The sequence below is a fragment of the Wolbachia endosymbiont of Cruorifilaria tuberocauda genome, assembly GCF_013365475.1.
Taxonomy (GTDB): Bacteria; Pseudomonadota; Alphaproteobacteria; order Rickettsiales; family Anaplasmataceae; genus Wolbachia.
Genome location: NZ_CP046579.1, coordinates 274,142 through 289,458, shown reverse-complemented (window position 1 = coordinate 289,458; position 15,317 = coordinate 274,142). Strand labels below are relative to the sequence as shown.

Genomic DNA, 15,317 nt, shown 5'->3' with positions numbered 1-15,317 from the left:
TTTTTACTCACCTACTAAACGTATATCTAATGGCTTGTAAAGATCTTTGATTCTAGAACACACCAATACTAACAAGTATTACTTATGACAACTTACTTTAGGTAAGATAAAAACCAACAATGTGTGGGATCAATTCCATTTAATTACTATCTTTTTGTTAATAACATAATTTTTGGCTAAGACCTTTTAAAAGCTTATTGAAGAAAATACAAGCAATAGTAAATCAATGATTCTAGCTCAAAATCAATATAGACCAAATAAAGGACCTATTATCTCTCAGCAAAAATCAGCTCAGATATTAATATAGTTTAAAAGATTACACAGAATTTATTTTCTAAACTATACAAGCATCCGGGTATCAAAAACAGTTTTCCTCTACAACATATAGCTTGATTTTATGCTATTAAAGATAATTTTCTAAACGATTGCAAAAAGACAATAACAGAAGTTTATACATCACCAGATTTTTAGTAGTGTAGGCTTTCTCTATAGTACAGAATTATCTAATAACCTAATATGATAGATACACTGTTTATAAATAGCCTTTTCTTTAAGAAGACAAGTTTATTGTAGATGTATAATATCTCCGAATACAACCAAATCTCTAAGAGGGTAGAAAACAGAATTTACAACATTTCACAAACTATACTTCAGACAACAAAAGATGATTCAATAATTAAAATTACATATTTACCAAAGAAAAGAACTAGTGAAAGAAAGTGAATAAACAAAAATTTTTCATATAGTACTTAAGTATAGCCTATATGACGCGAAAAGTCATAGGAAAATAAAAATAAGAAAGTAACTAATATAAGTAATGTTATAAAAAACTTAAGTATTGCTTTCTGTTCTATAGAAGCAGAAAATTCAAACATAAATGTAAGGAAAGTAGATGAAAAGATAACATATCAGTATACAGATTTAACTAAATTGATTCAGTATTCAGAATGTTAGCCTTACAATAAGCCCATATGTCAAGACTTATTATTTAAATAGAGAGCTTTAACTTCTCCTAACTCTTGTTTATTTTCTAGCCTAGAATGCACTAACAATCCTGCATGGCTAGCATTTAATTCAGGTAAATTGCAATCCATATATGTGGTACAGTTGTTGCCCACTACCTCAATATCTAAACACTTGGACTCAGCAATTTCACGCACTAAAGTTGGATATGATAGTGGTAATAAATCAAAACTAAATAACTGAGTATAAAACCCTTGAGAACTTTTTATTATAGCTCTAATATTTTTCTTGCTCTTTGTGTCAAGCAAAGATATTGCATATGCCTGAACCTCTAGTGCACTAACCCCGTATAGCGGCTTACCTGTAGCAAGATTTATACCTTTTGCAGCTGATATGCCAGCTCTAATTCCAGTAAAACTTCCAGGTCCAACTACTACTGCCAAACGCTCTATTTTGTTATAGTTATAGTTATGTTTACTGAACAGAGTATCTAAAATTTGAAAAAATGATTCTGCGTGATTATTATTTTTAGAATCATGTTCTACTAAACACTTACCATCACAATCGATTATCGCTATTGAGCTACCAGGACCTACGGTATCAATTGCTAGAATTGACATTATCAAAACTCACGCTATAGAAACTCCACAAACATTACAGCAAAAGCACAATGATTCATAGCATTTATCGAAGTCATCACTAGACTAAATACTACATAATGTAATTCAGCGATTAATGAGAGCATTTCTGAAGAAAATAAGATATTTTTATGATAATAGCGATACCAGTCTTGTTAAGAACGCAATGATAGAGAACTGAAATAATAAAAATAGAGAAGAAAAGTTATGCAGCCTATCACAGATAACGTATAGCAAGAAGTCATTATCATTGATAATCTTGTAATAAGAAACGATTGCGCGCTAAAAAACAGGTAGTTATGATACAACATGCAAATACATCAGACTGTTTTTAAGTCAAAAGCAAGCACGAAACTAGGATAACTGGGTCAAAAATACCTGCAAAATAAATGAAATTAAATCTCATGTTTCATATAAGAGCTCTTTACTCTCCTCTAAAAATAAAGATGCAGTCATAACGAACATAAATCCATAAACATAAGGACATGAATGAAAAACAGGAAGTATTGCAGTATTTCAAGTGATTATGAAGAAGGGACTGTTTCTTTAATGTGTTATACCTTATACCTAACAAGCATTTCGTAAGATAAATGCTTAACTGAATATGAATAAATCATTAAATTCAAAGATGAGCTTGAAAAATTTTCATAATAAGTAAATTCATAACCAATAACCAGTTATCTAATGTAGATAATACTGCTAAATTAATGCAAAAGCATAAGCAGCAAAATTTCTTTGACACTTAAGTTTAATAAGTCAAAAAGTTTACGCTTTTACTAGAACTAGATAACACAAAGTACAACTAAAGGGATAGCAATTAAGCGAAGCTATAGCTCTGGAGTATTCTTGATATAAAAATATTTTAAGAATATAATGCGGTAAGCTAGACGTCAAGCAAAAGAAAATCACCTAAATTACTGCAATATATTTATTCATTGAAAATTCTGCTGTAGCTCAGCTAAAAGTGCATAATTTAAGTGTTTCTAGATTTTTTGACGATCTCTTCAGGATTAAATTTCAATTATATTGAATAACCCAAGGTGTATATAGTCAAAAGAGAACTTTCAAGGTCTATGGAATAAGGGATATTAATACTCCTACCACAAATGCCTAATTACTGTTAAAATATATGGAATATGAAGCTTAATTTATGAGCATCAAATAGTAAATAATATTTGCATATATATAACTATCTATTACTTATTCTAAAGTTATACTTTTCCCAAACTTGCTACTTTTACCTATGAAAAGGGGTAAGATAAAATAACTTGAATCTAATCCAAAGCTATAGTGTAGTATTTGATCCCAGTCAATATTCACAACTTTCGTGAATTCCATCCAAATAAACGGTTAAGTTTCTTTCATAAACTTGCATAAAAGTAGCAGTATAAAATAATATATCACCTGAGATGCTTTTTATAGAAAAAAGCTACCAACAACTAGACAGTTACGCTGAGCCACTTTTCTGGCTTATAATTGAACAGAACTGAAGTTATAAGATTTCAGGTAAAGATTAGCTTGTTGCAGGTTATTTTAACCTTTACTTAAGACAGTATAATCATCATACATAAATATTGCATATTTAACACTAAAGAACATCTTTTGTCATATCTAAATTATCATCTTTCTCACTCATCTTCATCATGTAAATTTGCATAGCTTATCCAGTAACTATTTATATTGCCAGCACCGTATAAAATTTTAAAGTGTTGATTAACATACCAGAGCTAATAAAACTTTCCTTTATAATCTTCAATCTAACAAAGTCTATGACCTTATTTATGGTAAAATAATATTACTACAGTTTTAGTTTTCATATCTGATATCTTGAAGTTCATGGCATGCCAGAGACTAATACTTTAATGCTAGTGCATATTTAGGTGTTTGGATAGAACTACTGTAAATAGAAGAGCGTAAATATGAATAACTTGAAATTTTATCTTTAAGAAAACATTGAAAGCGCAGTCAAACTTGAACCATATTTCTTGTTTAGTCTTACATAAAATACTCATTTGTCCGGAATTACTCGGTACTACACCATAACTTGTGTAAATAATAACAAAAGTATTGCAGTTAGCAGAAGTGACTCCTGAAGAACTCAAGCCTTTATGAGAAACCTAAATTTAAACTCAACATATATAAAAGACAACTTTCCAAGAAAGCTACTTTTCTAGCAAATTATATGCTTATTCGTTCATAAGCTAACTTCTATAAATTAATTATAGGTGTGATGTATCAAGGAAAAGAAAGGTACCCTTTTCTTTTGTAACTGTTTCTTGATAAAGAATATATATAATTTTGCCGTTTTATGGTGCCTTTTATATTAATGTCAAACAAGATAAAAATACTTCTTCTTATGAGGAAACTCAAAAAATCATCAACGTGGCAATTTTTATATAAAAAAACTCTAGCTAAAGCATATCACCTATTCTATTAAAGTAACTATCACATACCTTATAACAAAATTAACTCTTACTTCTGCGATAAAATTTAATACAACACGTAGTTCTAAATTAGATGAACCTACGTTTGCACAATGAATAAGTTATGATTTATATTTTACCAATATGCATTTATATTCTAAACGCTCCAAATCTACGGAGTAGCCTATATCATAATCAATCTCATAACTGATCTTATAGCAAATTGAATGGCACAAAGATTTCAACATCAGTGTAGGCTATTTTCTTCTTTGAAAATCAAACAAAAGTCTATCACTTTAAGTAACATAAGCAACTCATCTATCTACAGTACAACCATAGCTATCACAGCCAAGCTGCTTTTATCCAAAACGCACTATTCAATGCCTATTTAAGAATAAAACTTCCCATATTCGAAAATTCTATAGCTCAATTGAGCCTAAAATTAACAAATTTCCCTACCATAACAAAGCATCTTAGTATCATCTTTCCCTTATCACAGTTAAAAACTACAACATTTTTATTTACAGAGCATTCATAAAAATGAGATTATGATAGGACTTATCTACCTATAATTAGAATTATGGACAAATGTTAAACTACAGCACTATTATGTGACAGACACTAACTATAACCTTTCCACACTATCTTTTCACAAAAGGGCAGGTCTTTTATGTTCTCCACTTTACTTGATTAACTAATATTTTATCAACAGCTAAAGCGACCGAGGCAATGACTAAATATGCTAGCACAGATAAAAGCATCATAAACACAATCCAGAAGTGTTAATAAATTCAGCTATCTTGTAGATATGATTTTTGCTTACTCAATAACACCTTCATTCAATGACGTACTAACAAAATCGCACAACATGTTAAATGATATCTGTTTTCTACTCTTGCTAACTCTTTGCTGATCAGTGTGAAAAGTCTAAAATATTAGATTGAGGATCATTAAAATCGTAATAAAGTAAAAAGAGCAAATTTCTAATCTATGCACACAAGATATTATTAACACATCCGATAAACTCACAAAAAATTTTGGAAAACTTCGATAAAATTTTTACTTACAATAAAGCTATTTTACATAGCGTTTTCTTCAAAATTTTAATAAGTCTCTTACATCTTCACTTTCAAAAACATAAGATTATTTATGTAATTATTTTAATAATATGTATATTATGTGTTGCATAAAAGCACATGTTATACTACTATCATAGTAAGTTAAGAATCAAGAGGTTGATGTGAATTTTACTTTACCTGACTTACCATATGATAAAACAGCTTTAGAGCCTTACATATCTGCAAAGACTTTGGATTTTCATTATGACAAACACCATAGAGGATATCTAAACAAGCTCAACGAGCTGGTTAAAAGTACCAGCATAAAGATTGAGGAATTAATAATGAAAACTTATGGTGACAGTAATAAAATTTCCATATTTAATAATGCAGCTCAAGTTTGGAACCACACTTTCTATTGGAACTCAATGAAAAGAAATGGTGGTAGTAAACCTAAGGATAATAGTCTACTTGCAAAAAAAATTCAAGAGGATATTGGTGGTTTTGATAAGTTCTACGAAGAATTTTCGAGCTATGGAGTAAGTCAGTTTGGCAGTGGATGGGTATGGTTAGTACTTGAAAAAGGAAAACTTAAAATTACTAAAACTTCAAATTCAGACCTGCCACTAGTCTATGGTCAAGTCCCATTACTTACTATGGATGTCTGGGAACATGCATATTATTTAGATTGTCAGAATCGTAGAATTGACTACATAAAAGTTTTTCTTAATTATTTGATTAACTGGGACTTTGCAGAAGAAAATCTGAAAAAGAGCATGTAAGATGAATCCACCACAGGTAACAAAACTGTATAATGGTCTGCGTATAATAACTGAGCATGTGTTCAATGTTGATTCCGTAGCTTTAAATATACGAGTTGGTGTTGGGAGTAGAGCTGAAAGCGCAAGTCAAAATGGTATATCACACTTTCTAGAACATATGGCTTTCAAAGGCACAAAGGCCAGGACCGCATTTGAAATTGCAAAAGCTTTTGATGAGATAGGTGGAGTTCTCAATGCTAGTACTAGTAGAGAAAGCACTATCTATTATGCAAAAATTCTTAAGAGAGATATAGAAGTTGGTGTTAACATATTAATAGATATATTAATGAATTCCACGTTTCCAGAAGATGAATTAGAACGTGAAAAGGGTGTTGTAATACAAGAGATTTTTCAGATCAATGATTCACCAAGCGACATCATTTTTGATAAGTATTTTGAAGCAGCTTATAAGGATCAATCATTCGGTAGGTCAATCTTAGGTACACAAAACACTGTAAAGTCTTTCAGCCAAGAAAACCTAAATAACTATATAAATGAGCACTACTTTGGCGAAAATATGATATTTACAGTTGCAGGAAATATTGAACATCAAGAAGTTACTCACTTGATCAAAGATTCACTTTCAAAAATACGAAGTGGACTAAAGAAAAAACAAGATGCAAACTATACCGGTGGTGAATATTTAGAATACCGTAAATTAGATCAGACGTACTTGCTAATAGGTTTCCCTAGTGTTTCCTATCATGATGATAGGTATCATACATTTCAAGTACTTGATTCTGTACTAGGAAATGGAATGTCATCATATCTATTCCAGGAAATAAGAGAAAAACAGGGATTAGCTTACTCAATTTATTCTTTTAATTCTAGTTATATTGATACAGGAGTATTCTCCATTTTTGCTAGCACAGATAGCAGTAATTTAGGTAAACTTTTAAAATCTATAACAACAGAGTTAAAAAAGTTATCTTCAGGCAATCTGAAGGAAGAAGAAATAAATAGAGCAAAAGAGCGAATAAAATCACAAATCCTGATGTCACGTGAGAGTGTTAATTCCCGTGCTGAGGCATTAGGCCATTATTATGGCACTTATAACAGACATATTAGTAAAAGTGAACTAATAGAAAAAATTAGTGCAGTAACTACTTTTGATGTAAAAAGGGCAGCAGAGGGGTTATTACTACAACACGGAAAAATCACTTTAGCTGCAACTGGAGAAATCAATTTACTACCAGATTACGATGAGGTAGTTTCTATGCTTAGAGCTTAGGTACTAGGTATGGATGTTGTTTTTCTTTGTAATTGGGTGTTTTACCAAAATGCAATATTTGCATATGTGTAAGGCATAGATCAAAGTAGAAACCGAATGATCTTTATTGAAAAACAGTTTTCTATTATATAAATGCTATTTTAAAGCAATTAAGTTGAGAATCAAAGTGGGAAATAATAAATATAGCTCAAGTTCAATAGTTACCCATTGGTCAATGGCTGTTCTCATTATTAGCATGCTTTATTCTAGATTTTATATGAAAACCTTACCAGTTAGTAACAAAATCAAATCTATTACACACACTCTCCATAAAGCTTTCGGAATTACTACCGTTGGACTAGTTGTAATACGCATACTTCGCACCTTTACTTATGTTCTACGACCTCTAACAGGTCTTTCTAGATTTGAATCTAATGTAAGTAAAGCAGTACATTTTATTCTGTATTTTCTAATGGTACTGATGCCAGCATCTGGTTATATTGTAACCTCAGCTTCTAGTATAAAAATCAAATATCTTTTTCATATTCCTTCGTTAATCAGTAAAAACAAAGAGCTAGCTAGTATAGCTAATAGGCTACATTCAATATTTACGTACTTTATGATATTTTTTATAACATTACATATACTCGAGACTCTAAAGCATGCATTCTTAGATAAAAAAAGCATTATTAAACGCATGATATAGGTTATATGTTAAATATCCTCTGGAGAAAAGGAGCAAATTTCCTTGGTAGTGATTTTGCAATAATGGGTGGTGCTATGAGCTGGGTTTCAGAAAGAAGTCTAGTTTCAGCAATCTCAAACGCTGGTGGTTTTGGTGTGATTGCATGTGGCGCGATGTCTCCTGATCTATTAAAAAAAGAAATCATAGAAACACAAAAATTAACTAATAGACCATTTGGCGTGAACTTAATTACTATGCATCCGAGTTTAAGTGAATTAATAGACATGTGTATTAAAACAAGAGTAAGTCACATAGTCCTTGCTGGGGGACTACCAATGAAAGCTAGTATAGAAAAAATCAAGAATGTTGGAATAAAAGTAATATGCTTTGCTTCATCATTAAGCCTTGCAAAGAGGTTAGTAAAAATGGGAGTGGATGCGCTGATAATAGAAGGAATGGAAGCAGGAGGACATATAGGTCCTGTAAGCACTTCAGTACTTGCACAAGAGATATTGCCTCATTTTAAAAATAAGCAAACACCAGTATTTGTTGCAGGTGGGATAGGAAGAGGTGAAATGATAGTTAACTACCTAGAAGCAGGAGCAAGTGGATGCCAAATAGGCACGCTATTTGTCTGTACAAATGAATCGATTGCCCATAAAAATTTTAAGGAAGTTTTCATAAAGTCAGCTGCACGTAACGCAGTATCTTCTGTCCAGATAAGTGATGACTTTCCCATACTTCCAGTAAGAGCCATAGCTAACAAAGCAAGTGATGATTTTATAAAGCATCAAAGAGAAATCATTGATAAATACCAAAAGGGACAGATTTCAAAAGAAGACGGGCAGCTTGAGATAGAAAGATTCTGGAATGGAGCTCTAAAGAGAGCAGTAATTGAAGGAGATGTTGAAACTGGATCACTAATGGCAGGTCAAAGTGTTGGCATGGTTGATAGAGAAAAGTCTGTAAAGGAAGTAGTAAACATGTTAATTCAGCAAGCAGACAGCTATATCGAAAGCAAATCGTTAAAAGTAAATAATTAATATATTTAACTTTTTCTAACTTAGAGATAAAAGTAAAAATATTTGAAAAATTGTAACATTCTTCCATCTATAGAAACAAGAGTACCTAGCTGTTTTCAATCAGTGCAAATTAAACAATAAAAACATTATTTCATCATTTTATGCTTAATTTTTTATAAAAAATATGCTCATACAGAGCAGTATAGAACGCTAATCCAGGCTTATAAGTAAATAATGATTATTTGCTATATGTTCCTTTTATCTTATTTACTTATCAACCTTCTTAGATGCTGAAACATTTATATGTAATCCTTATATGAGAATGTGTCAACTAATGCGTGATGTGAAATTCACATTCCTCTTTTGAGCCTTATTATCAAGTAATCAGATAACATAGTCATAAAGGAAATAGCAATATGCACTGAACCTAATTTTTAATAACTTTGCTGAAACATCACATGTTTCACCTATTTATAACCAGTTTTACTGAATTTTAGTGTAAGTTATCAAAACAACAAGTTTATCATATAAAAATATTTATGTTCTTAGGAAATAAATTCTTGGTTAGAGCAGGTATTTTTCAATTTTTATGTAAAACTAACACTTAAGAAGATCTACAATACTATATTATATATAAAGTGTGCTGTATCTTTTTTGTAATTTCAGAGAGTAAAGAATCATTACAAGGGATCAAGGACAGTTAAAAACAGAACTAACCAGTTCTCTGGAATAATATGAGAAAACAAAAAGAAGAGATTGAAATTATTCAAATAAGTTACGAACAGAAAATCTCTATGGAAATGCAAAAGATTACTTAAGAAGGTAATTGATCATAAGAGATTATTAACTATATACAGAGAAAAGCTTGGAAAAATAAAGAACACATGATAATTATTAGTACATTTTTTCGAATGCTAAGAATAGAAATATAGAAACAGAAAACACTTGATAAAAACCAAAGAAAATAGTGTGCAAGTAATTTTAGAAATTGCCAATAAAGAAAGCAATCAAGTTTATTATATCAATACTTAGAATTGATAAAGCAGTACTCAAGAAATCCTTAAATTAAGTAACAACAGTAGTCCAGATAGGATAAGTAGGTTACTTAAATTCTACGAAGTAAATCTAGTGTTACCATAAGGTGGTACTTGTTAAAAGCAGCATAAGTCCAATGCTAATCCCCTCAAGAAAACAACAATCTACATAAGAGAAGAAATTAAGACACAAGTACTCCACACTGGAACAACAGCAACTAGTAGCTATAGCAATTGATTACAACATAGAAAAATAAAAAAGTACCTACTTAGCAAAAATCTCATGTAAAAGAAAAACAACATGAAAAGCATATTACAAAAAAGCAACTGAATAATAACACCGTTCTGACTCAGCAGTAGGTTATACTCTTCTGCTAAAATAGATTATTTTATTACGAGAACAATAACATTAGGACTAGCAAGAACAAGATTATTTACAATATCTGCTATATTTGTAATAGCAGAAGTAAAATTGTATCAAAATTATCTATCAAGTAAGTTAACATCCAGTAACTTAGATTCTCATATTTAATGGAATATATTAAATAAATATTACTATACAGTAAGCAAGTAAATACAGCTCTTGCTCGTTGATGTAGAAGTTGTTATAGTTAGAAATTATTCAAGAGACATTTAGTTAGTGCACATTCAATTGAGTAGGGTTTTGCTTTTGATAGCTTTATTGAGCTTCAGCTTCGTATCATGCCCTGGCAAAGCTAGTCTATTAGTTAATGAATTAAAGGATATACAGGAAACAGTCAAAAACTTTATTTTCTCATTCTCAGTCAAGAATGCTGTAGAGAATATAAGTCCTTCAACAGTTATAGGATTATGTATCACTGCAGTGATATTTGCAATAGTGTTTAGAGGTTTAATCTTTTTTATGATAATATTTGGTGTGTTGGCCATGATGCTTAGTGGGACAGAAAAAGCATCTGATTACTTGAAAGAGAAATTCAACTTTTCAAAAGGCATAAACTTACAACCAGGTAACAATAAAAATGGAAAGGATTAATTACTATCTGTACGTACCATTCTAGTTATCTTTACAGCTGTATGAAACCTAAAGTACTCAAAATTAACCATAAGCTTGAGAAAAAAGGTAAGCTGAATTTAGCGCTACTAAAAAGTATTGATTTAGGTTTTATTCCCTATTCTTGTCATTATGACGAAGAGACAATACTAACGAAACAAGGGGAATTATTAAAAATCATTAAATTAGGAGATTATTTCTCTTCTGATAACCGCAATGACCTTAGAACTGAAATTAGAAAAAGCATATCAAAAAATATTAATAGTCTATATTTTACTGTTTGGATTCATACTGTTAGAAGACATAATAAATTCCACTTGAAATGGAATAAAACTGGAGACTTTTCTGATAATCTACATTCAACTTGGTTTAATAAGCTCACTGACAATGAATTGCAATATATAAACGAGCTATATGTTGTACTAGTGTTCAGTGACTTTGGTAAGCATATTAATAATTTATTTTCTCTCAAGAAAATAAAGAATGAACATAAGTCATTTTTGAGGGAAAGTTATTTTAAATTAAAAAAGGTGACTAACCTAATTCACAGTGACTTAGAATCTTTCGGAGCCAAAAAGCTTGGTCTTAGATTTAGCGAAGGCAAAGTATATTCTGAAATGATAGAATTCCTTCACTATATCATTACGTTGACACATAAAGACTACCCAATATGTGAGATAGATCTGTCACAATACATTAAAGATTTAAGGATCGCTTTTGGTTTTAACATGTTTCAAACAATATTTGAAAATCAACAAAAATTTGGCTCTATTTTTTGCATCAAGGAATATAGAGAAGTCCCTTTGGGGAATATAGACAGGTGTTTACAACTCGACTCTGAGTTTATCATCACAGAAATAATAATATTTACTAGTAATGAGAAAGCAATTAAAGAATTTAAAAATCAAATTGATATGCTTCAAATCAGCAAAGATAGTACCTTAACTCGCATTTCAGGAATAAAAGAAATAATAGAACTTAAACAAACCTCTGCTATCAATTTTTGCCAACAGAAAATTATCTTCACAATCTTTGCAGACAATAGAACTAAATTATCTGAAAATATTAGAAGCTTATCCTACGTAATGTCATCAATTGGTTTGATGATGTTCAAAACTGACTTGCACATGGAAAATCATTTCTGGGCACAACTTCCTAGTAATTTCACTTTTATTACACAACCGAAAAGCATATTAGTAAAATATGCTTGCAGCTTTGCTATGTTACATGACTTTACATCAGGTACATTAAAAGGTGGAAGGTGGAAAGAAGCAGTAACGATTTTTTTTTCGGAGAAAGGGAGCCCTTATTTTTTTAATTTCCATGGAAAGAAAAATAATGGCCATACCACGATACTTGGATCACCAAATTCTGGTAGAACTTCATTAATTAATTTCTTACTGTCAGAGTCGAGAAAATTTGATCCAAGGGTTGTCATATTAGATAACACTGGAAAATCAATAATCTTTACTAAAGCAGTGAACGGTAAATACTACATAATTGACAAAAGATATAAAGATAAAAGTCTAAAATTTAATCCATTAAATATTGAAAATAGTGCCTCCAATTACAATATGCTGGTTGAGTTAATCAAGAGAATGGTGGATGACTCAAGTTTGGTGGATACAGAAAAAAAGATAAAAAAAATTGTATATTCTATATTTTCTATACCAAAAGAGTCACGTTCTATTTCGCAAATTTCTGAGATGCTTTTACTTCTTGGTGGGAAAATAAGCAAATGGTGTGGCGATGGTGAGTTTGCTTACTTATTTCAAGATGGTAACGAATCTAACATCGATTGGGAAACAAAAATCATATCTCTTAATACTATAAACCTCACAAAACGAAAAGAATGTATGTCAGTTATACTTTACTATTTTTTATACTCCTTTGAAACAAAATGTGATGGCTCTCCCACAATACTTGTTTTGGATGAGGCATGGGAAATAAGCAACATTTTCTCCACAGAAGAAGAATTTGATAACTGGATGCAAAGAATGACAAAGTTAAATGTTGTAGTAATTTTCAGTACTGAAAATATAAATCTAGCATTCGCTAGCAAATTTACTCAACATTTGGATAAACATATCGATACAAGAATTCTGATGCCAAATGTTAATGCAAATAGACTATACATGAAAGTATTTTCTTTATCAAAAGAAGAATTGAACACAATTTTGCAAACCCCAACACAGGAAGGCTTATTCTTAATAAAACAACATAAAGGGTTAGTGACATTAAATCTAGATTTGAAGAACATGCAAGAAACGTATGTGCTCTCAGCTAATAAAGAAACTATAAGGTACATGTACGAAGCTATAAGTGAAAAAGGTGATGAAGTCAACAAATGGCTACCGGCGTTTTATGAAAAGTGCAAGACTTAACTTCTTATAGACACCATTTTTTATCCTTCATAAAGAAGAACACTCGGTTTGAAGTAATATATGTTGGTAATTAGTAAAAGAAATTTTAGGTAATAACAATGAAAGATTAGATATGGTTACCTATCCAGAAATTAGAGTATATGTTTTGATGAAAAAAGTTACTGTTACACTTACAAGGCTTAGTAGATTTCTACTACAGATGTAGTCAAGAAGTATTCTGTTTTATCCAAAAATGGACCACAAACTACTTTTAACGCATAGAGAAAAGGCAATATCTCTGTACTGATATATGGGCTTAGTGCAGGTAAAAATTTTTGCAAATCAGTTCACGTCATCACTAGAACAGAGCGTGAGGTAGTAGAGATAGCACATAAAGTAACGTACTAAGAAAACAGAATGGTATTGAAGATGCCAAGAAAATTACACGAAGCAAGTGATAAAAATAAGGAGATGGTTCTGTATTCTTGATACTAATAATAATCTGGCTACAAACAGAGCCATTTACTTTTAACAGAATCAAAAGCTAGCAAATAGCAACAAAAACAATCGGTAGTAATAATCAGTATTAACTATTATAAACTGTAGGAGGTACATTAGAAAGTAATCTTGAAAAATTCAAAGTTCTTAGGAAATATGGCCACGTTTTCGATACTAGAAAAAACATGAAGGGTGTGATGTAGAAGAAAGAAGTTGCAAATTAGATAATCTACCTATAAAAAATAAAGAAATAATATATAATATAAAAAGTAAATCCTCTACCCTTCCAGCTAGAAGCAAAAGCTAGGCGAGTATATTCTTTAGAAAAGAAATAAGATGGTACTATTAAAGCTAATGGAGCTGTAGTTAAGGTATACTAAATATGATGCTATTCCTTCAAAGTCAAAAGAATGAAATCAACTCTATTACTTTCTAATCAAAAAAAAAGTATTCAACTTTCTATAGAACTTTAAGATAAAGTTAGATAGAATAACATTTAAAAGAAAACTGCATGTTTTATTTTTTAGTAAAAATCAGAAAAAGAAGTGGGAGAATGTAGCTACTGTGTAAATTGAAATAGAAAGGTACTTTATCTGATAAATGACTAGAAAGTGGCTTATAAATGAGTAAGTGAAAAGTATGGATGAAAAGATTACAGACGGTAGCTGTAGTTATTCAATACAATATTTAAATAAAGAAGTGTGAGGAAGAGTACTAGGAAATTACGTTAAGGAGACTAAAGCTGATCATGATCACCTAGTTCAGATCAGAACTGAAGAGAAGAAGCAATAACAAAAATCACATCAAAATGTGGTGGGATTATTCTCATAGTAAAAATGTAGCTGAGGTAAACGGAGAATGTGAGAAATTAACTACCCTCACAAGAGAAGGAAATATAAAATATATAGCCTATGAGTCCTAAAAATACAAATTAAAGAAAATGACAATGCATGAAAAGAGTTTAAGATTATGAGAAAGAATAACACTAACAATAGAAAATGATAGAATTAAGTACAAAACGATAAACTATATTACTAGCTTTAGAAGCAGTGCTAGTGCATGCGAGATGCAATGAGAAAATCAAATGGATTTTAACAAATGTTTTAGTATATAAAGATTAACCACATCATTAAAAATTCGATAAAGAGAAAGCAAACAGTGTCTTGGAAAGTCAACAAACAACTATAGCTTCAGAGTTACAAACGATTTTTCGTTAGAGTGCTTAACATAAATATGTTAAAAAAAATTGATGTAGAAAAGGCTAGAAAAGAACTGATAAGACCATAAATTTTAACCATCAATTATCATAAATAAAATTTATGCTTTCATTTACCGTTTCAATAATTAATTAAAATAAATTATTTATAAATATGACATTTAAGTTTAACTGCTGTTTTCCAATTAAAGAAGATGTAGTTTGTAAGAGAGCATTCCATATTTCAAAAAGAAAAACTACTAATCAATTAGTAGTAGCTAAATGTTAAAATTACTGGCTTACAATCATATAAGTACCTGATTTTAATTGGTCTTGTGCTACTTACAGTAGCAACTGAGTATCAAATACTAAAA

At 30.4% G+C, this 15,317-nt stretch carries 7 protein-coding genes; 6 read left to right on the top strand and 1 reads right to left on the bottom strand.

The features are described from left to right. Positions 1-974: 974 nt before the first annotated feature. Positions 975-1,583 (bottom strand): tRNA (adenosine(37)-N6)-threonylcarbamoyltransferase complex dimerization subunit type 1 TsaB, encoded by a 609-nt coding sequence (gene tsaB, locus GOY13_RS01065; protein ID WP_175814008.1) that lies wholly within the window; start codon positions 1,581-1,583, stop codon positions 975-977. 3,681 nt (positions 1,584-5,264) lie between these two features. On the opposite strand from tsaB, the gene GOY13_RS01060 reads away from it, so the two are divergent. The 6 genes from GOY13_RS01060 to GOY13_RS01035 all read left to right on the top strand — a co-directional run bounded on the left by GOY13_RS01060 (position 5,265) and on the right by GOY13_RS01035 (position 13,271). After that, positions 5,265-5,864: a superoxide dismutase gene (locus GOY13_RS01060; RefSeq protein WP_175814007.1), complete on the top strand. Its 600-nt coding sequence runs from the start codon at positions 5,265-5,267 to the stop codon at positions 5,862-5,864. Between the two features lies 1 nt (position 5,865). Then, positions 5,866-7,134 (top strand): M16 family metallopeptidase, encoded by a 1,269-nt coding sequence (locus GOY13_RS01055; protein WP_175814006.1) that lies wholly within the window; start codon positions 5,866-5,868, stop codon positions 7,132-7,134. Positions 7,135-7,300: 166 nt separating this feature from the next. Next, entirely contained in the window at positions 7,301-7,819 is a 519-nt protein-coding gene (locus tag GOY13_RS01050) for a cytochrome b (protein ID WP_175814005.1), read from the top strand. Between the two features lie 5 nt (positions 7,820-7,824). Continuing rightward, positions 7,825-8,841, top strand: coding sequence for an NAD(P)H-dependent flavin oxidoreductase (locus GOY13_RS01045; protein ID WP_175814004.1), 1,017 nt, complete (start codon positions 7,825-7,827; stop codon positions 8,839-8,841). Positions 8,842-10,494: 1,653 nt separating this feature from the next. Further along, positions 10,495-10,869: a hypothetical protein gene (locus tag GOY13_RS01040; protein WP_175814003.1), complete on the top strand. Its 375-nt coding sequence runs from the start codon at positions 10,495-10,497 to the stop codon at positions 10,867-10,869. A gap of 41 nt (positions 10,870-10,910) precedes the next feature. After that, the gene (locus GOY13_RS01035) at positions 10,911-13,271 is read left to right on the top strand and encodes a VirB4 family type IV secretion/conjugal transfer ATPase (protein WP_175814002.1); all 2,361 of its coding nucleotides are present in this window, start codon (positions 10,911-10,913) and stop codon (positions 13,269-13,271) included. Positions 13,272-15,317: the final 2,046 nt, after the last annotated feature.